This window comes from Anaerobacillus sp. QJM3NY_17 (assembly GCF_056173665.1).
This window is the reverse complement of sequence record NZ_CM149685.1, coordinates 2171239-2191960: the sequence shown is the minus strand read 5'-3', so window position 1 is coordinate 2191960 and position 20722 is coordinate 2171239. Positions and strand designations below refer to the sequence as shown.

The window sequence follows — 20722 nt, the reverse complement described above, 5'->3', positions numbered from 1 at the left end:
TTCCTCCACTCTTATGTAAAATTAACACTTTTCTGATAATACTCTCATTACTTTATCATTACTGTTTTCATAACGTCAATTCTTATAGCAATAAGTCAAAAAGAAAAGCCTGGCTTTTGCCAGACTTTAACAGTGTTACTTGTTTTCTTCTTCCGATTGTTCAATATTTTCTTGTGCTTCTTTTTCATTCTCTTCTTCATAAGCGGTGGCGACTTCATATTGGCTATCATATGTGCTGGGGTCCTCTTCTTTCTCATCTTTAGAGTCTTGATCATTAACTTGATCATTAGCGGAGAAAGAGTCGTATTGCCCTCTAGAAACAAAGCTTTCTAACATAGCTTTCAAATCCATTCCCGTTGATTCCTTCAGACTTGCTTGAAGACCTGTCATTGTTTTCGTGACGTTATCGGTTATTTTGGTTGAACCACTACTATTACTACCTCCTAGATCAATCACTTTCATTTCTGAAATCTGAGATAGCGGCTGAGCAATTTCGTGTGCATATTTCGGCAACATGTCAACAAGCATTTCAATAATCGCAGCATCACCGTAATTTTCCATTGCTTGAGCCATTAATTCTTTTGCTTCTGCCTCCGCTCGGCCACGTTCTCTAATAACTTCCGCTTCAGCTAGTCCTTTTTGCTTTTCAATATCAGCTTTTGTTTGTCCATCAATACGATCGCGCTCTGCTTCTGCTTCGGCATTTGCACGAATATCGTATGCATTTGAATCAGCCTGAGTTTTTCGACGCTTCTGTTCCTCTTGTTCCAATTCCACTTGACGTTGACGTTCAATGTACTGAACTTGCATCTCTTCTTCTTTTACTTTCTGATTTAATCTCGCCTGTTCTAGGTTGTAAGACTGTTCAGAACGTGCGCGCCCCTGTTCAATTTCAGCTTTGTACTCGGCTTCTTTCACATCTTTGTCTTTTTGAGAGCGTGCAATCTCAATTTGTCGTCTAATCTCATCTTCTTCTGCTTCTTGATCTGTTTTGGCTTTATGCATACGGGTTTCACGTCTTGCATTTGCTTCCGCAATATCAGCGTCTTTTCGTGCTTCCGCAATTCTTGGACGCCCAAGCGCTTCTAGATATCCATTCTCTTCATCGTCATCTTTTAATTCTTTTAAAGCAAACGACGTAATTTCAAAACCAAGATTTTTAAGATCTTCTTCAGCAATGTTTTTCACTTTTTTGTTCACTGAATTGAAGTCTTTGTAAATTTCGTCGACTGTAAGGGAAGAAATGATGGCGCGAAGGTGTCCTTCAAGAACTTCTTTTAATTCACGTTCTTTTTCTTTTTGAGGCTTACCTAGAAATTTTTCTGCATAGTTCGCGACAATTTCAAGTTTACTTCCAATACTAATCTCTGCGACACTTGTCGCTCTAATTGGAACACCTTCTGAGGTATAGGCTTTTGGTGAAGCAATTTCTAATTGAAATGATGTTAGATCAATCGGTGTACTTGTTTGGAATAGCTTTAATCGTATCCCGCCACCGCGTACAATTTTCATACTGCGGCCGTTGTCATCTACGAAGATTCGATTGTCTTTTTCAGCATCGCCTAGTTTTGGTCCTGTAATAATCAGCGCTTGGTTTGAGCTAGCGGTTTTGTATCTTCTTTTGAAAATAAAAAAGCCAATCCCACCAGCCACTAATAATATAAACAAAATGATACCGGAGATGATTAATCCGATAAATTCCATCATGCTTGCATCATCCTTTCGAAAAATTGTAAAGGTTGCTATGTAACTGCCTTCCTTAATTTCTACGATTTGGAACAAATAAAGTTTCAGAATTAATCGAATTAACGATTTTATTGCAAAAAGAAAACGAACCCGTGAATGGTTCGTTTCAAATGGAGAGTTATTTATTTAGTTTTATTGGTATCTTTTAAGTGTCGCTGATCCTTTCACAACTGTTTCTTCATTTTGATTAATAGCGAGCACATCAAAATAATACCGATCATTTTGAATGGAAACGAGTGATGATTGAAGAGTAATATCATCGTTTAAGAAAACCATTCCTTTAAAAGCAACAGAATAATCTTCTAGGAAACCTTCTTCAAAATAGGGAGTAAATAGCTTTGATAGGTTTCCCATCGTCCACATTCCGTGAGCAATGATACCTGGGAGCCCTGCTTTTGCAGCCTCTTCGTCAATCGTATGAATTGGGTTGAAATCTCCGGATGCCCCGGCATATTTAATAAGATCTAACCTTGAAACAGGAGGGAGAGTGATTTCTAGCTGTGTCCCCACTTCAAAGTCATTAGCCATCTTCATGATTTCATCCCCTTTCTCACTGCTTCAGTAATAATAACCACTTGCTCTTCTGTAAAAATGAGTTTTCCATTTGGCTCTTCTCCGTATCGTTTTAGTATGAGAAAACCAAGCAAGCCGCTCTTTCCTTTTCGCTCATAATAGTTTTCAAGTGATGTCGAGCACATCACCGTTTCTCCAACTAGAAGTGGACGCTCATAGTGAAATGATTGTTTTCCGTGAATCAATCCGACATTTGGTAAATCAAATCCGTTTATTTCTCCATAGTCAAATACTCTTGGATATGTAGGCGGCGCGATGTTTGCTCCGTATCTTGAGCGCATTCCTACTGCTTCATCGATATAAATAGGCGATTCATCTCCAATTGCTTTTGAGAACGCTTTCAACGAACCGCGCTCAACAATGTTTTTTACAGGATTGGACCGGGTCCCAATGAGCGATTCAAACATAAATACCCTCCTAAGCGTATTGTCCTACTTTCACATGCCCTTTCAGCAGGTTTCTAGCAATGATTAATCGTTGAATTTCATCCGTTCCGTCATAGATCCTCCAAAGGCGAGCTTCTCGGTACCAGCGTTCAATTGGTAGCTCTTTCGTATAGCCCATACCACCATGAATTTGTAAAACGCGGTCTACAACGCGATTCCCCATGTTAGATCCATATAATTTCGCCATCGATGCAAGTTGTCGATTATCTTTCCCTTCATCAAGTGTATACGCTGCGTTAAGCACCAGCCATTTAGCGGCCTCTATTTCAACAGCTGAATCGGCGATTTGCCATTGAATCGCTTGACGTTCTGCGATGGGCTTTCCAAATGTTTCTCTTTCATTTGCATAGTCAATCGCCATTTTCAACAATCTTTCGCCTGCTCCTACCGCTGTCGCACCAACAATCCAGCGAGCAAACCCGATCCACTCAAGTCCGAGATTGTATCCTCCATCTACTTCACCAAGGATATTTTCGTGTGGCACACGTACATTGTCAAAGACTAGGCCAGCAGGTCCCCATTCTCCCATTGTGTGGATGTATTCAGATTTCCATCCCATCTCTCGGTCCGCAATAAAACACGTGACACCATCTCTACCTGCAGCTGCGTGTTTTTCTTTATCTGTAATGGCAATAACCATCACAAAATCTGCTTCATTTCCGCCAGTGATAAACGTTTTCTCTCCGTTAAGAACCCAATTATCCCCATCCCGTACTGCAGTCATTTTAATGTTGCGCGTATCTGATCCCGCGCCGGGTTCTGTCATAGCGAAGCATGATTTTTTTTCACCATTAATGGTCGGCAGGAGGTACTTTTCCTTCTGCTCTTCATTGGCGTAATACAAGATATTGTCTGCTGATCCACCAAAACGAAACGGGACAAATGTTTTAGAAACTTCCATCATCACAATGGCAAGCATCATTTGACCAAGGTCAGCGCCACCATATTCCTCTGGTGTATTAATTCCCCAGAATCCTGCTTTTTTCGCTTTTTGCTGAAGCTCCTCCATCTTTTCGGCGGATACGCCTGGCTTTCCTGCACGTTCATTTCGAAGTACATCATTTTCTAAAGGGATTAACTCATTTTCTACAAATTTCCGAATCGTTTTTTGAACCATCACTTGTTCGTCAGTTAATCGTAAATCCATCGGTCATCTCTCCTTGTGAGTTTATCATATTTAGACGATTACTTACTAACCGGTTAGTATCTTGATTCGACAAAGTAAAGAGACCTCCTTCTTCATTATGTAGATTCTTGAAATTTTTTCAATAAAAAAGCGAAAGAGTCACGTACATGACCCTTTCACCTGCTGTACTATTTTCCAATAAACATCTGTGTCCAATAATGACCATCCTGAGCAAGTCCCACCCCAATGTGAGTAAAACTGCTGTTCATGATGTTTTTACGGTGACCTTCACTTTTCATCCAAGCATCAACCACGGCTTCTGGTGATTGCTGACCTTGTGCGATGTTTTCTCCAGCCGTATTAAAATCTACGCCGAAGTCCCTCATCATATCAAATGGAGATCCGTACGTAGGGCTTGTGTGAGAAAAGTAATTTTTTTGCTGCATGTCGCGTGATTTTTCCTGTGCGACATCGCTTAATGATGGCATTGCTTTTAGTGCAGAAAGCCCTTGCTTTTTTCGTTCTTTGTTTGTTAAATCGATCACTTGCTGGACTTCTTTCGTGATTTCCCCTGATGGTTCGGAGGTTGGAGACTTCTCTTGATTCGGTGCGGCTTTTTGATTTGACTCTGATTGACCTGTATTTTGATCAGGTCTCATTTTTTGTTGACGCTGTTGTTCTTCCTTGCCACCGATTCCGTATTGCTCTGGGAATCCTTCAGGTAAATATTCTCTTGGATCAACATTAGGAAGTGCTTCATTGAATTCGAACTGACCATCCTGAACCATTTCACCATGAGGGAATTTACCACTTGGTGTTTCAGTGCTATATGAATTAGGATCGATCGTTAGCTGACCACTGTTTATTCGCTGAATACCCTCTGTAGGTGAACTGATATTTAACGCTTCATCGTTATTATTCGCATTACATGCTCCAAGAAGCAATAAACCCGGCAATAATAACGGCATTAACTTTTTGTACATACGTTGCCCTCCTTTGATTCTTTTGTTACCGTCTTAGTTTTTCTATTAGAGGGCAAAGTATTTGTGGTAAAAATCGAGAATACCGAGAGCATTTAACATGTAAAAAATCCCCCTCATAATAATGAGGAGGACTGTACGATCAGCCTGTATTTCGTAGGCCAGCCGCAATTCCATTGATTGTGAGGAGAATTTCTTTCAGAAGCTCGTCGTCCTCACTACCGTTGGATCGATACGTTGAGATAAGTTCCACTTGGAGAGAACTTAGTGGATCAACATACGGATTTCGTAAACGGATCGAATCTTTAATGTTTGGCGTACCATCAAGTAATTCTTCCTGTCCGGTAATCGTTAAAATGACATCTTTTGTACGATGGTATTCATCGACGATTTTTCCGAAGATGCGGTTCGCTAGGTGTTCATCATCAATTAAGAACATATATTTTTCTGCTGTAGCGAGATCTGCTTTCATTAATCCCATTTGCAAGTTATCGATAAGAGATGCAAAGAACGGCCAATTCGCATACATTTCTTTTAGACTGCTTAATCCTTCTTCTGTTGCAGCGAACTCGGTAAGACCGGTACCTGACGCATACCACGCTGGCATTAACTGGCGACTTTGAGTCCAAGCGAATACCCATGGGATTGCACGTAAGTCATCGAAGTGGTCTGTACCTTTTCTGCTCATTGGACGGGAACCAATGTTTAATGCGCCAAGTTCTGGTAATGGCGTTCCTTGTTTAAAGTAAGCCAGGAACCCATCATCCTCAAATACGAGGGATTGATAAGATTTAAGGGAAACAGCCGAAATTTCTTCCATAATTTCATGCCACTTCTCTTGTCTAACATCTTTTTCGATCCCTGATACGGCAGATGATAACAAGGTTGTCGTCGCTTGTTCTAGACTTCGATAAGCAATATCGTAAAGCAAGTAACGAGAAGATAGAACCTCTCCTTGCTCCGTAATCTTTACACCAGCCGTATATGTTTCAGGAGGTTGCGACAATAGACTTCTTCGTAGTGGACCGCCACCACGGCCAAGCGCTCCACCGCGACCATGGAAGAATTTAAGTCGAAGGTTACGGTCAGAAGCGATCCGACTAATTTCTTGTTGAGCTTGATATAGCTTCCAGTTAGCTGTTAGTGTTCCACCATCCTTGCTTCCATCGGAATACCCCAGCATAATTTCCTGACGTTGATCATGCTTTTCTAAGTGATGTTTGTAGACTGGAAGATCAAAGAGCTTCTCCATAATAGCAGGACCAGCTTTAAGATCATCGATTGTTTCAAGTAAAGGAGCAATATTTAAATCACTTTCAACGCTACCGTCTGCGTGTAGACGGTAAATATTTGCTTCCTTAGCAAGAACGAGTACCTCAAGAAGGTCACTAGCTGATTCGGTCATACTGATTAAGTATACAGAAATTGATTGAGGACCAAACTCTTTGTGAGCTTTTTTAATCATCGTAAAGATATCGAGTATTTTTTGTGTTTTCTCCGAATAATCCTCATAGGTAGAAAGAACTGGTCGTGGGTCTTCAAGAAGACGATTGAGTAACTGAACCTTTTCTTCTTCATCTAATTCGGCGTAATTCTCAGCCAGATTTACACGACTTAAAATTTCTGCGATAGCCCCCTCATGTTCACCGCTATGGTTTCGAACATCTAAAGTAGCGAGATGAAAACCAAAAAGAGATGCCTGACGAATAAGCTTATTCAACTCTGTGAAGTGGGACCCTTCAGGAAAGTGCTGTTTCAAGCTATTTCCTATTAACTTCAGATCTGTTATAAATTCTTCTGAGTTTTTGTATCCGTTCTCACGATTAACGCGCTGAAGTTTTTCTAATACATAAGCAAGCTTTACGCGATAAGCTTCATGTGGAACGCCCCACTCTTTCGTATCAGGTATGCGATTTTGATCTTCTTCAATTGATTTTGTCAATTCTGGACAAATGGCGATGCGGTTCGTCGACTGGCTTAGCTGCCGCATTAAATTTTTCACTGAGTCTTTGTATTTTGTAATGACTACATCCCGTTGTCTTTCGAGCGTATTCCATGTCATCTCAGGGGTAACGAATGGATTTCCGTCTCGATCCCCACCTATCCATGAACCAAATTTCAAAATGTTAGGTACTTCCCATTTAGCATCAGGGTAATGGTCACGCAAACACTCTTCAAGCTCTTGATGAATTTGAGGAAGCACTTCAAATAACGTTTCCTCAAAATAAAACAGTCCCATATTCACTTCATCCATCACAGAAGGCTTCTTATGACGTAACTCGTCCGTTTGCCATAGTGTTGTGATTTCATTCAATAGATCAGCCTTTAATGCCTTTTGCTCTCGTTTTGTAAGTAAAGGATTGTCTAGCTGTTTAAGTGATGTTGCAATTCTTTTATGAATTTCTAGCACAGATCGTCTTGTCGCTTCAGTTGGATGTGCTGTAAGGATTAATTCCAATGAAATGGAAGATAGCGTATCTTCAATCAATTCCCCAGGAACATTATTCTTTTTAAGTAAGGCAATAGCATGAGGAATTGAACCAGGTTGCGACTGCTCTTCTTCTAACATTTGATAATCTCGACGTCTGCGAATTCTGTGATTTTGTTCCGCAATATTGACAAGATGAAAATAAAGGGCAAATGCTCGAATAACCTGTTTTCTCATAGGAGGTTGGAGCGTTTGGATCGTTTCTTTTAATTGTTGAGAAGTTTCCAAATCAGCAACATTCCGAAGAGATTTTGTTTTCTCGCGAATGGATTCCACCATATCTAGAAGTTCTTTGCCGCCATGCTGCACTAAAACGTCACCGAGTAGGCTTCCCAGCATGTTAATGTCACGCCTTAGGGCAACGTGGTGACTTTGTTGAGTTGAATGTGCCGTATCAATTGTCATGTCCGATCAACCTTTCTTTTTCTTCTAATAACTTAATACCAAATATTAAAAATATTTCAATAAACTTATTATAAACAAGAAATTTTATTCTTGTCATCTTTTATGACACCGTTTTTTGGAATGGATATAAGGCCTTAGTACTGGTAATAAAGGAATGAAAACGGATACAAATATTTTTTTATTTTTTTGCATTTTCATAAAAAAATCCGCAATAGTATGCGGATTTTTTGGTGTTTATATGCTTATGGTTACCCCTGTTACTAAATAGAAAACTTATGTTTAAAACGTTCTATTTTTTTATTCTCTCCTACCATCAAAATCACATCCCCTTTTTGGAAAGCCACTTCGGCATAGCGACTTAAGATGGGGGCTTCTTTTCGCAAGATGAGAGAAACGTTTAACTCGTATTTTCTAGAGAAATCAAGTTCAAGTAATGTTTTTCCAATCAGTTCTTCTGGTACCTCTACTTCAATAGCTGATACATTCTTCGTAATTTCAATGTATTCAAGGACGTTAGGCATCATGATTTGTTTGGCCACTTTCATCCCTGCTTCTTCCTCAGGATATATGACCTGATCAGCCCCTAAGTTAGACAGGATTTCTCCTATTTCTCGACTCACTGCTTTAGTAATAATTTTTTTTGCTTTTCGGTCACGAAGACGATTTGTAATTAAAATAGCTGAATAGGCATCAGTTCCTATAGCTACAAAAACAGCATCGTACTGTTCTACGTTTAAATCATCCATCACTCGATTTTCTCTTAAATCACCAACGATTGAATGTGTTGTGTAGTCATCTATATCTTCTAGCGGTCCCTCATCTTTATCACAAACGACAACATCACATTTTTGCTCATATAGTTCACGAATAATGCCTTTCGCAAATCGACCAGCACCGATCACTAGAAATTGTTTTCGCATGACTTCTCACTCCTTAACCTACGGCCAAATCTTCTTTAATATAGCGCGTTTTTGATTTTTCTATTTTAAATACAGCGTATATGAAGCTAAATACACCAATGCGCCCAATAATCATTAGCATACATAATAGCAACTTTGAAACTCCTGCAAGTTCACTCGTAATCCCCATCGATAAACCAGTGTTTGTTAAAGCAGATATAACCTCAAATGCAACTAAAATGATTTCTTGAGACTCAAATATGGACAGAATTATGGTTGAAAATCCAAATAAAAAGATAAAGCTTAAAAAGATCAAAAAAGATTTATTAATCGAGTCCTGCGAAATGGTCTTCTTAAATAGCGTGGTATATTCTTCAGATTTTGCTACTGACACCATTTTTGCTACAAGAACCGCAAAGGTTGTTAAGCGAAGACCCCCGCCGGTACTTGAAGATGCCCCACCAATAAACATTAATGTCATTAGTATGAGAACAGTTGTGATATTAAGTGTTGAAATGTCTACCGTTGTTAAGCCGCCATTCCGTGATGTAGCTGATAGAAAAATCACGTTTACGAACTTATCCCATATTGGCAAATGGCCAAAAACGCCATTTTGTTCTATAGTGAAATATATGACAACCCCCACAAGAAACAGCGAACTATGAAGACGGATGTTCACTTTTGTAAACAAGCTTTTCTTTTTTCGAAAGCCGAGTATGTATTCTACAATAGTAGGAAAACCGAGGCTTCCTAGAAAGATCATCGTTGCTGAAGTCAACAGCAAGAGCCAATTGTGTTGATAAGAAATCAAACTATCTCCAAATAAATCAAACCCAGCATTCGTAAAGCTCGCTACACTGTGAAATACAGTAACAAAAACAGCTTCTTTAACTGAGCTATATTGCTCACTTATCCCATTGAACATGAGACTAAAACCAATGGCTTCTACCGTTAACGCGATCATTAAAACGGAAATACTTAATGAACGAATGGTTCTTAACTGCGACTGGTTTTGGTCTTTCGATAGAAGGACCATACTTGACATTGTTAGTTTCTTACCCATCATTAAAAATAGGTAGCTGACGAGTACGAGGATTCCAATGCCTCCTAGTTGCATTTCAATAATCAATAAGACCTGTCCAACTCGTGTAAAGTCAGACGAGATGTCAACGGAAGATAATCCTGTAACGCTGAGCGCACTAGTTGATATAAAGAGAGAGTCAATGACCTGTAATGAGCCATAGTGGGAAAACGGCAGCATATAAAAGGTCGCAAATAAAATAATAGTACCGACATACATTATGAAAATATAGCGGAAGGATTGAATCGTTGATTTATTTTTTAGCATAGCATCTCTCCGTACTGTTGATCTAACTGATTCATTCAATATAACATGAAAAAAAAGCCTTTGCCTATTATTCACAAGAAAACCACTTAAGCAGAATCTAAGTGGTTCGAACTGATTTTCGTTTCAAATAATCGATTAGGCCAAGAGCACATACTTGTAAGTCTACTTTTATGTAATCATATATAGGATGATCGGAAGGTACTCCTTTTATTGAAAGGTTACTTGCCACATGTGCTAATAGCGCTTTTGAAAGAAGCTCAGTAATTGGCGCCTCTTTCTTTTGCATGAGGTCATTTGTTATTCTCAGAAAATCGGATAACCAGCCTTTTAATTGAGCCATTACCTCATCTCGGTTAGATGTTCTTCCATAATGACCGAAATAAATGGCGTCTGGCTCATAGGCCATGATTTTTTCAGCAGATGCTAGCATTGCGTCTGGATCGAATTGATTTGGTGATGTTGATGGAAGATAAAGTTCAACATCGAGCTGCGGATAATAAACTCCCATCGTATCACCTACAAACACCCCGTTCGTTTTTGAGTCATAGATCGAGAAATGGTGTTTGGCATGTCCTGGAGTATCCATGAAAGTTAACATTCGATTCGGCCCAATTCGCATCGTGTCCATGTCATTCATGGCGATTAGCCGGTCTTCTTGAATCGGAATTATTGGTTCGAATAACTCCTGGAATTTATTCCTATAAACAGCTTTTGCTCCTTCAATTAAGCGAGATGGGTTTTCTAAATGGCGAATCCCTTTTGGATGAACAAAAACACGAGCATTGGGACATTTTTCAAGAAATAGCCCTGTCCCTCCAGCGTGATCGAGATGGATATGAGTGACAATGATGTTGCGAACCTCTTCTAAATTGATTTGGAGTTTTTCTAACCCGCTAATTAAGTAAGGAATCGAAGGACTCGCGCTAGTTTCAATGATTGTAAGTTCTTCCTCATGCAGGACATAAGAACCCGTCCTTAGTTCAAGGGAGAGGTCATAGAGATCAATAAGAGATAAATCTTCCCCTATCATTTCGGGTTTTGCGTTCATGGCTTTTCCCTCCAATAATGAATGGTAACGTTCTATATTGAAGGTCTTCTCGATCATTATCAAAAATCCTCTCTAAATAAAGACTCAGGAAATGGATTGATTCGTTTATTAATTAAGATGGCGTGTGGAATGGAACTTTTCATTTAACCATTTGTCTCCATCTCTTTTAAGAATCGTTAAAGAAGTATTTACAATATGATTTTCATGATTTAGTTCAGGTAGGGTGCTTTTAAAGAAATGTCTAAGAAAAGAACCGTGGCTAACTACTAGCACATTTAAACCGGAGTATTTATCATGAAAATCATTTACTGCCGCATGTGCGCGTTCAACAACAAGATGAGCTTTTTCAATACCGAGATCTAATTCGCGCCAGTTTTCTCCCCATTTCTTAATACGTTCTTGCTCTGTAGTTCCTTCAATCTGCCCACCGCCGGCCTCTCGTAAGCGATGATCGGTTATCACTTTCAGGTTGAGCTTTTTGGCGATGATCTCTGCTGTTTCTTTAGCTCGTGAAAGATCACTTGAGAAGATCACATCCCACTTGTCGTTCTTTAACCAGTCTCCAAGCTTCGCTGCGTCACTGCGACCTTGATCGTCAAGATGAATGTCTGAGCTACCTTGAGCTCTTTTCTCTTTATTCCATGCTGTACTCCCGTGGCGTATAAATCCAATCCTCATGTATATTCCCCTCTCGATTGTTCCTGCTTAATAGGATTCTATCGTTTTAGTAATAAGTTGAGTGATATCTCTTACCCTGTTTTCCCCACATACTGGTCGATCAAGCAAGCTACAAAGCGCAACGAGATCTGCCAGTTTGGCAAGCTTCTGCCACTGTTTTGGCAGGGTGATTCCTCTATTTAATAATCCTTGCTGAATTCCTTCTTTAAATGATGTCATGTGATCAAATTCGTACCGAATCATGTTACCTAAATCAAAATAAATGCTACCTGATAAGGCAAATTCCCAATCTAGAACGGCGCTTACTTCTGTTCCGTCCATTAGTACATTAAGTCCATTATAATCCCCGTGAACAAGGCGGGGTTCGCTTTGATCTTGCTCAAGCAAATAGGCATTGTTCCTTACAAATGACATCACTCTATCAGTTAGAGTAAGAGATAACCATTTGGAAGCATGATGATTAAAAAAGGATTCGATAGTTGAGATGAATGAGGTTGGTGTTAATTGAAATTCATCTCTTACTTCAAGTGTTGAATCAAGAAAACCATATGTATTAAAACGCAGTTCTCTCATTGAGGCAAGCTGTTCTCCAATGGATTGCCCCATTGCTTTCATATGTTGTTGAGACGAAGTAGATAGATGGTCTCGCAGCAAGGATCCTTCTTTCCATTCAAGAATACCAATATGATATCCATTCCACTTTGTCATATGAAGAAAAGCTGGTGCTCGCACATCTTTTGGCAAGGACCTGTGAACTTCATATTCCCGTTTCAAGCTTTCCTGGTTTCTAGCCACTCTGATAACAACAGAGCTATGATGAGCAATATCGATTTTATAATTCGTATGACTTAAACCTCCAGAAAGCTGGGTCGTGGTATTTACCTTTAGATGTGGCTGATAGCTTTTTACGATTGATGTTATCGCTTCATCAGGTAGATGAATGATCGAATGATGTCTTTCCCAATTTGATTTCATGCCACACCTCCCTTTATCTATCATAACAACTTCAATAGAAAAAAGCTCTTTCTCGTTTGAGAAAGAGCTTTTTATTATTTCCAGTTGATTGGTAAAGGTGTAACATCTTGGACTTGTTGTTCATACTTTGTCACTTGATCTTCTGTCATCCAAATACAGACGACACCATGATCTGCACTACTTCGAATTAAACGACCAATTCCTTGTCGTAAGCGAAGTAACATGTAGGGAAGGTCCACATCGCTTACTGGATCTTCTGAATGACTTCGTTTCGCCTGGAAAACAGGGTCATTTGGAGGGAATGGTAATGACGAGATGAGAACCTGAGTAAGTGATTCACCCGGTACATCAAGTCCCTCCCATAGATGATACGAACAAAGAACAGCAGAATGATCTCGTTGAAACGCCTTGACCGTTTCGCTTATTTCACGGTCTCCTTCATAAATAAGGTTAAACTTCCAACTTTGTTGGTCTGCCCACTCTCTGAACCTATTCATTTCTTCTAGCGAAGAGAATAGCAGCAATGAATGACCTTTATTCAGATGAAGGGAATGTCCCATCTCTTCCCATTTTTGATGTTCATTTCCAGCTACAGAACCATTCATTTTCATCTGTGATTCATAATCAAACGGCGAATTCACAGAGAAGGAAGCATGTTTCTGAATGCCTAAGCTGCTTGCTATATAAGAGAAATCTCCAGCTTGCGAAAGCGTTGCTGATGAGAAAACAAAAGGGATCTTTTGTGAAAATACTTCTTTTCGCAGAATGTCTTCTACAAGTCTTGGCATAATGACAAGAGAAGTCTGGGTTTCAGTTTCTTCAAGCCAATGAATGCCCTCTCCATCCTGTAGTAGCGTTCTTAAGCCATATGAGAAGAACTCGAGGTATTCTTCCATAATCTTGACATGGTAGTCTTCCATTACATAAAGCTCTGAATCGAAAACAAGCTGCTCTAACAAAGCATCAACTTTCTCAGCAATCGCTTTTGCAATTTCTATCATCGTTTCAGTTCGTGGGACATCTTTTCGAATCGAACCTTCTACAGCGATCGCGGACTGACTAAGATGAGCGAACCAGTTATCGTGAAGCTCCAGGATCTCTTCAACTAATGTAAGCGATTCTTCTCTTACATCCTGGTCCATGTAGCCTGTAAGAATACTGGATAGAGTTTCCGAATGAAAACGATACGTCAAGCCTTTTTGTGCTGAGAATTCCAATAAATGGCCTTCATCAAATACAACTGTGCTAGCTTCTGGGAGTAAAGGAAGTTGTCCTTCACGTTTACGTGAGTCTTTCGTCCAGATATGTTCCATATAGAAATCATGAGAACAAATAATCAAATCGCTTGAATGACGATAATATTCACGATTTAACGTTTGGCCACAGCGATGACGCCAGTCACATGTTGAACATTGTTGCAGTGGATCCCACGCAATTTTTTCCCATTTATCATTTGGTACCCAAGGGTATTCTTTCCGATCGCCATAGCGATGGAAAGACTTCATTGATGCAGCTGGTTCATAAACAAACTCTGGTATTTCATCGTGCACACTTAAGATGTCTTCATCGTCAGTACGATGAGAAAGATGGTCTAGTTTTTTCACACAAACATATTGCTCTCTAGCCTTCGCTAGACGAACATCAACAGTTAAACCAAGAGCTTTCTCAAGCTTCTCAATATCTCCGCCTTCTTTCACTAGCTGCTCAATAAGTGTTTCATCCGCACATGAAATAATCGCCGGTTTTCTTGTATACCTTGCATAGCAAATGGCATACAACAAATAAACAAACGTTTTCCCTGTTCCAACGCCTGCTTCAGCAAACACAACGCTCTTATTTTTAAAGGCCTGTTCAATTTGAAAAGCCATAAAGATTTGTTCATCTCGAAGCTCATATCCATGCTCCGGTAAAATGTCGTAGAATACGTCGCCAACATAGTCGCCGAGTTTCTCGAAAAAGGAATCTTCCTTTGTGATTTCAAAAGGTAATGGTTGGGTCATGTACGGTCTCCTCTTCTAGCTTGATCCGTCCTTTTATTTTCATATCTATTGGCACTGTAAAATGGATACAGTTAAAAATTTAATCCTATAAAAAACAAAAGAAACCAAACTCTATCATAACAGATTTCCTTCTATTAGTGAAAAAAGATCTATCCTTGAATAAGCCGCTCACCAAGAAGTTGAAAAGAAGTCAGTCTTTCCTTTCGATGTGGCGTAATCGTTGTGATTAAGAATTCATTTGGTTGATACTGTTCTTTTAGCTTCTGCAGCTTTTCTTGGACGATTTCAGGTGTTCCACTAATAAGCTTAGAGTTGTGATCATTAGGAGGTGATACGGTAAGTGCCTCTTCAACACTTGGGAGTGTTGTTTTCCCTTTAGCTCGAAATTCATTGACTACGTGAGTCCAGTGCGCAATCTCATCTGCACGCTCCTGTGTCTCACTGCAAATAATGGACACCGCTAGAATGCTATAAGGAGATTCTCCCGCAAAGTTTGTTCGATATGTGTCGAGAAGCTCTTTCCCCTTTTGATCGCTCATAAAATAGCCAAACGCATAGGACATACTGTTTTCTGCTGCTAACAGCGCACTTTTCTTTCCTGTTCCAAGGAGCCATGGCTCGGGAACGTGGTTAGGAACAGGCTTTGCTTGAAGATTATGATACAAATGGTCCTTTGCAAAGCCATTATTGATAAAGCGAAGTAGTTCATCTACTTTCTCTGGCATCTTCCGAACTTCTTCTAAAAATCGCGGAGATAGAGCTGTAGTCGCTTCGGCAGATCCCCCTGGTGCTCTGCCTAATCCAAGGTCGATGCGACCTGGAAAAAGGGTTGCTAGTGTATGAAAAATTTCTGCTATCTTATATGGTTGATAGTGAGGAAGTAGTATTGCTCCAGCTCCAAGTCGAATTCGCCTAGTATGTGCTCCGATATAGCTTAAGAGTACCTCAGGGGTGGGACACGCTAAGTGATCTAGGTCGTGGTGTTCCGTAACCCAGTAACGAACATAGCCAAGTTGATCTCCGAGAATAGCTAACTCTTTTGAAGCTTGTAGTGCCTCAGCTGTCGTTTCTCCATGAAAGACTGGTGTTTGATCAAGTATACTTAATTTCATTCCGCACCTCTTTTAATACAATCTCTCCTTATCATATAGAAAAAAGTGGCCAATTTATACTCGAACGACTTCATAAGAAAAACGCCTGCTATAGGCGTTTTAAATGAGTAGGTTAAAGAGATCTTGGTCCTTGTTAATTTCAATGTAAGAAAATCCTTTTCGATTTAAACGCTCAATCAAAGGTTCATAATCTTCTTTGTGTTTGAGCTCAATTCCTGCTAGAACGGGTCCTCGATCACGATTGTTCTTTTTCGTGTATTCAAAGCGGGTAATATCATCTGTTGGACCTAAAACATCAGCCATAAATTCTTTTAACGCACCAGCTCGTTGAGGGAAATGTACAATGAAATAATGTTTTAGCCCTTCATAAATTAAAGAACGTTCCTGGATTTCCTGCATGCGATTAATATCGTTATTTCCCCCACTAATAACGCACACCACATTTTTTCCTTTAATTTGATCACGATAAAAATCGAGGGCGGCGATGGACAAAGCGCCGGCTGGCTCAGCCACAATGGCGTTCTGGTTGTATAGCTCTAAGATGGTTGTACAAATCTTCCCTTCTGGCACAAGTACGACATCATCAAGGATATGTTTGCAAATATCGAGTGTCAGCTTTCCAACTTGTTTCACAGCAGCTCCATCTACAAATTTATCGATATAATCAAGCGGTACGACCTCGTCCTTCTCAATGGAACTTTTCATTCCTGGGGCACCTTCAGGCTCTATACCGATGATTTTCGTGTGTGGGCTAATGCTTTTGATATAAGACCCTACGCCTGAGGCAAGACCTCCTCCTCCAATGCTGAGCATCACAAAGTCGACTTCATCAATATCATTCATAATTTCAAGTCCTACTGTTCCCTGTCCTGCAATCGTTCGATAGTCATCAAAAGGATGAATGAATGCTTTGTCGTGTTTGTTACAAAATTCTTTAGCGGTTAGAAAGGAATCATCAAACGTATCGCCTGTTAGAATGACTTCCACAAACGATCCACCAAACAATTCAACTTGCGAGATTTTTTGACGGGGCGTCGTAGCAGGCATAAAGATATGTCCTTGAATGCCAAGGGTTTTACAAGAAAATGCTACGCCCTGGGCATGGTTCCCTGCACTTGCGCATACGATTCCATTTGCTTTCTCTTCCATCGTTAAACCTTGAATCAAATTATAAGCGCCTCTAATTTTAAAAGAACGAACACTTTGTAAATCTTCTCTTTTCAAATACACATTGCAATTATATCGATCAGAAAGAATATCATTCCGCTGTAGCGGTGTATGAACAACGACTTCTTTTAAAACCTGGTTTGCGATAATGATATCTTCCACCTGGACTTTACTGATTGTTTTACTCATTCTCGCACTCCTTCAGATTAAATTGAATTGTTTAACTTTTTAAAATTCATTTTAACACAATTTAGTGCGGCTGTACGTTATTGTTCTAAAAGAATCAGATTTCTTTTGAATATGAAAGCATGCTACAATTTTAATAGGTCAACGACTAAATGAAGGAGGAAATATCAATGAAAAAGTGGGCATTTGTATCTGATTTTGACGGAACCATTTCAAAAAAAGATTTCTACTGGCTTGTAATAGAAACTTATTATCCTGAAGGTAAAGGGTTGTATAAGAAGTGGAAAGCTGGGGAAATGCAAGATATTGATTTTCTAAGGCAGGTATTTCAATCCATTGATCAGCACGAGGAGCAAATTATTCAAGATATCCTCTCCTTACCGATTGATGAGCATGTTCCTTCCTTTATTAAGAAAGTACAAGAAAACGGCGGGGATTTCTACATTTTAAGTGCTGGGACAGATTATTACATTCACCACATTTTGAATCATTATGGGATTCAGAATGTTCCTGTTTTCTCGAACAAAGGCTATTACGAGAATAAAAATGTCCATTTGTCGATTGATGAGAATCATAAACATTATTCGAGAAGATATGGTATTGATAAATCAAAAGTGATTTCTGATCTGAAAGAAAAGTATGAAGTGGTTTATTTTGCTGGTGATAGCGAACCAGATTCTCATCCAGCCAAAGTTGCTGATCTTACTTTTGCTAAAGACGCACTGCAAGAACTACTAAAAGAAAATAACGTGCCATTCGTAGCTATTGAATCGTTTCAACAGATTGAAGATTTCCTGCATGAGAAAGGAAGGATTTGACCATGCATCCATTAACGAATATTCCGATCCCTGCCATTTTGGAGATTCGTTCTGGTATCCGCCATCAGCTTGATATGATTCTCCAAAAGCACGGCTTTCATCATGCCCTATTTTTATTCGATGAATTTACATATGAGACTTATGGCGAGTCCTTTCAGGAGAATATGAAATATGTCTCCATCGATCTTCAAAAGATGGAACCTGGGAAAACCATTCATGATCTGATCGGGTATGCATTTTCCCTTGATTCTTATGATGTTGTGATTGCTATGGGCGGTGGTATGGTTATAGATTATGGGAAATATATTTCGTTCTCTAGAAAACTACCGTTTATAAGCATGCCGACTTCTGCCTCAAATGATGGTTTTGCTAGTAGCAACTGCTCTCTTATTGTGAATCACAAAAAAACTACTGTTCCTGCACAGGTACCTTATGGGATCATTGCTGACCTCGAAGTGATTAAACAAGCCCCTTCTCACTTCTTGCTTGCAGGAGTTGGTGATCTAATGAGTAATATAACGGCTCTTTATGATTGGGAATTTGAAGAAAAGAATGGGAAAGGGCACGTAAATGCCTTTGCAGCGATGCTAAGTAAGAAGGCTGTTAACAGTTTCATTCGAACGCCGATGTCAGATATTCAAAATCCGATCTTTATTAAAGAACTTGTAAGCTCGTTAACAATGGGCGGTGTGGCAACGGTTATTAGCGGCAATAGCGCACCAATTAGTGGTTCAGAGCATTTAATTTCCCATGCGCTCGATAAACAATTATCAAATCCGCACATGCACGGCATACAGGTCGGAATCGCAACTTATATTATGGCTAATGTGCAGAACCACAGAGCGATACGGATGAGAAAAGTATTTGAACGTACTGGTTTCTTTGATTACCTTAAGAAAGAACGTATGCAGAAATCTGACCTGGCTGAAGCTATTTTAAAGGCTCCTTCTGTTAAGCCCCATCGATATACGTACCTTCATGATGAAGATTTTCAAAGGAAGGCGCTCTCTTTCCTAGAAAGTGATGCAAAACTAAATGAACTACTCATATAAAAAAACGCTCCCAAATGAGAGCGTTTTTCACATAAGTTTACATAATGATATTATAATCACCTATAGAGCAGTTCGAATATCCCAGAGCTCTGGGAAGAAACGGTGATCAAGTACTTTCTTTAAATAACCGACCCCTGATGAGCCTCCTGTACCCTGCTTAAAGCCAATAATCCTTTCAACGGTTTTCATATGACGGAATCTCCATTGCTGCAGCCAATCTTCAATATCGACGAGCTTTTCGGCAAGCTCATAAAGATCCCAGTATGTATCGACATTCCGGTATACCGTCAGCCATGCCTGCAGCACAGAATCATTCTTCTCATAAGTTTTGGTTACATCGCGCTGAAGAACTTCCTGATCTATCGGTAAACCTGCCCTGGATAGAGCTTTAATGGCGACATCATAAATGCCGGGTTTTTGATAAGCATTCTTCAGTTGTGCGTGAAGTTCTTCATCCTTTTCATAGATTTTAAGCACGTGTGATGTTTTGTATCCTAATGAAAATTCGATCATGCGGTATTGATAAGATTGAAAACCAGATGCTTGTCCGAGCGAATCCCGAAACTCCATATATTCTGAAGGGGTTAATGTTGAAAGAACATCCCAAGCCTGAATAATTTGGGTTTGGGTCTTTGAAACACGTGCAAGCATTTTAAAGGCAGACGAAAGTTCATTATTTTCAATTGCTTCAATGGCTCCTTTAAGTTCATGCAAAATTAACTTCATCCACAATTCACTAACCTGATGAATGATGATAAAGAGCATTTCGTCATGATGGTCTGAAAGTCTATTTTGCCCAGAGAGTATTTGATCGAGACTTAAGTATTCTCCGTAAGTCATATTGTTTTTAAAATCCGTATGTATAGATGATTCGGTAGGATCAACGTGATCTTTTTTATCCAAAGGGATAACCTCCTTCTTGTTTGTAATCGGTTACAAAAACAGTAATTCAAATGAGTTTCTTCATTAATATGCTTTTGCAGCATCAAGAAGTTTTTCTTAAAGCAAAACTATATTTATACCTTCAACTCCTCCCCCCTCTTTTATAAATTATAACATGTCTATCATTGCTTCACTTATAAACTAAAGTTGAACAATGATTCATCCATTTGCTCCTGCTCAATTCCAATATACCTTAATGTAATCGATGGTGCAGAATGTCCAAAGATCTTCTGAAGCATTGCAACATCCTTTGTTTGTTTATAGTAAAAATAACCAAACGTCTTACGCATAGTATGTGTTCCAATTTCGGAAAGTCCTACTTCCGCTGCAGCCTGATTTAATATTTTGTACGCTTGTCCTCTTTGAATCGGTAAATCGGTTTTATTCGATGGAAATAAAAAATCACGTTCTTCCATATCAAACGTATACGACTCAATGAGTTCCTTAAGAGAATAGTTGATCGGAAATCGTTTGGCTTTCCCTGTTTTTTTCTCCTTAATAATAATGTGTGTTTGATTTCGAACGTCCCCCACACGTAATGGAAGTAAATCACTAATCCGCAGACCGGTATTAATTCCCATATTAAATAAAAACCAGTCTCTAGAATTTCGCTTTCGTAGATGTTTTTTTACTAATTTGATCTTCTGAGGATCACGAATCGGCTGAACCGTGTTCATGAGGGCATCCTTCTTTCTCTATTCAATATGTATCGTTAATGATAAACATTTGGTTA

18 protein-coding genes are annotated in these 20722 nt (G+C 39.4%); 2 read left to right on the top strand and 16 right to left on the bottom strand.

What is annotated here, in order from left to right:
• Window positions 1-135 precede the first annotated feature (135 nt).
• The 14 genes from AC0VYV_RS11600 to ilvA all read right to left on the bottom strand — a co-directional run bounded on the left by AC0VYV_RS11600 (window position 136) and on the right by ilvA (window position 17180).
• Entirely contained in the window at window positions 136-1707 is a 1572-nt protein-coding gene (locus tag AC0VYV_RS11600) for a flotillin family protein (protein WP_475367548.1), read from the bottom strand.
• A 171-nt stretch (window positions 1708-1878) separates the two neighbouring features.
• Window positions 1879-2280: a MaoC/PaaZ C-terminal domain-containing protein gene (locus AC0VYV_RS11595; protein WP_475367547.1), complete on the bottom strand. Its 402-nt coding sequence runs from the start codon at window positions 2278-2280 to the stop codon at window positions 1879-1881.
• The gene (locus AC0VYV_RS11590) at window positions 2277-2726 is read right to left on the bottom strand and encodes a MaoC family dehydratase N-terminal domain-containing protein (RefSeq protein WP_475365219.1); all 450 of its coding nucleotides are present in this window, start codon (window positions 2724-2726) and stop codon (window positions 2277-2279) included. The genes AC0VYV_RS11595 and AC0VYV_RS11590 overlap by 4 nt, the downstream gene beginning before the upstream one ends.
• 10 nt (window positions 2727-2736) lie before the next feature.
• Complete coding sequence (locus AC0VYV_RS11585; protein WP_475374868.1) at window positions 2737-3912, bottom strand: acyl-CoA dehydrogenase family protein; 1176 nt, start codon at window positions 3910-3912, stop codon at window positions 2737-2739.
• A gap of 167 nt (window positions 3913-4079) precedes the next feature.
• Window positions 4080-4874 carry a CAP domain-containing protein gene (locus AC0VYV_RS11580; RefSeq protein ID WP_475374867.1) on the bottom strand — a complete coding sequence of 265 codons (795 nt, stop codon included), beginning with the start codon at window positions 4872-4874 and terminating at the stop codon, window positions 4080-4082.
• Window positions 4875-5013: 139 nt separating this feature from the next.
• The gene (gene ppc, locus AC0VYV_RS11575) at window positions 5014-7764 is read right to left on the bottom strand and encodes a phosphoenolpyruvate carboxylase (RefSeq protein WP_475365217.1); all 2751 of its coding nucleotides are present in this window, start codon (window positions 7762-7764) and stop codon (window positions 5014-5016) included.
• Between the two features lie 260 nt (window positions 7765-8024).
• The gene (locus AC0VYV_RS11570; RefSeq protein ID WP_165995817.1) at window positions 8025-8684 is read right to left on the bottom strand and encodes a potassium channel family protein; all 660 of its coding nucleotides are present in this window, start codon (window positions 8682-8684) and stop codon (window positions 8025-8027) included.
• A gap of 13 nt (window positions 8685-8697) precedes the next feature.
• On the bottom strand, window positions 8698-10011 hold the full coding sequence (locus AC0VYV_RS11565; protein ID WP_475365216.1) for a TrkH family potassium uptake protein: 1314 nt from the start codon (window positions 10009-10011) through the stop codon (window positions 8698-8700).
• Between the two features lie 97 nt (window positions 10012-10108).
• Window positions 10109-11059, bottom strand: a complete 951-nt coding sequence (locus tag AC0VYV_RS11560; RefSeq protein ID WP_475365215.1) for an MBL fold metallo-hydrolase — start codon at window positions 11057-11059, stop codon at window positions 10109-10111.
• A 108-nt stretch (window positions 11060-11167) separates the two neighbouring features.
• Window positions 11168-11737, bottom strand: a complete 570-nt coding sequence (locus tag AC0VYV_RS11555; RefSeq protein WP_430246515.1) for a histidine phosphatase family protein — start codon at window positions 11735-11737, stop codon at window positions 11168-11170.
• Window positions 11738-11764: 27 nt separating this feature from the next.
• Complete coding sequence (locus AC0VYV_RS11550) at window positions 11765-12712, bottom strand: phosphotransferase family protein (protein ID WP_283154233.1); 948 nt, start codon at window positions 12710-12712, stop codon at window positions 11765-11767.
• 74 nt (window positions 12713-12786) lie between these two features.
• A complete protein-coding gene (locus tag AC0VYV_RS11545) occupies window positions 12787-14712 on the bottom strand; it encodes an ATP-dependent DNA helicase (RefSeq protein ID WP_283154234.1) in 1926 nt (641 codons plus the stop codon).
• A gap of 149 nt (window positions 14713-14861) precedes the next feature.
• Entirely contained in the window at window positions 14862-15824 is a 963-nt protein-coding gene (locus AC0VYV_RS11540; protein ID WP_475374866.1) for an LLM class flavin-dependent oxidoreductase, read from the bottom strand.
• A 99-nt stretch (window positions 15825-15923) separates the two neighbouring features.
• Window positions 15924-17180 (bottom strand): threonine ammonia-lyase IlvA, encoded by a 1257-nt coding sequence (gene ilvA, locus AC0VYV_RS11535; protein ID WP_430246507.1) that lies wholly within the window; start codon window positions 17178-17180, stop codon window positions 15924-15926.
• A gap of 167 nt (window positions 17181-17347) precedes the next feature.
• Here ilvA and AC0VYV_RS11530 point away from each other — a divergent pair, with 167 nt between their 5' ends.
• The gene (locus tag AC0VYV_RS11530; RefSeq protein ID WP_430246505.1) at window positions 17348-17995 is read left to right on the top strand and encodes an MtnX-like HAD-IB family phosphatase; all 648 of its coding nucleotides are present in this window, start codon (window positions 17348-17350) and stop codon (window positions 17993-17995) included.
• Between the two features lie 2 nt (window positions 17996-17997).
• A complete protein-coding gene (locus AC0VYV_RS11525; protein WP_475365212.1) occupies window positions 17998-19047 on the top strand; it encodes an iron-containing alcohol dehydrogenase family protein in 1050 nt (349 codons plus the stop codon).
• Between the two features lie 60 nt (window positions 19048-19107).
• Here AC0VYV_RS11525 and kynA read toward each other — a convergent pair whose 3' ends face one another.
• Window positions 19108-19950 (bottom strand): tryptophan 2,3-dioxygenase, encoded by an 843-nt coding sequence (gene kynA, locus AC0VYV_RS11520; RefSeq protein ID WP_430246501.1) that lies wholly within the window; start codon window positions 19948-19950, stop codon window positions 19108-19110.
• 173 nt (window positions 19951-20123) lie between these two features.
• A complete protein-coding gene (locus AC0VYV_RS11515; RefSeq protein ID WP_475365211.1) occupies window positions 20124-20666 on the bottom strand; it encodes a site-specific integrase in 543 nt (180 codons plus the stop codon).
• Between the last annotated feature and the right edge of the window lie 56 nt (window positions 20667-20722).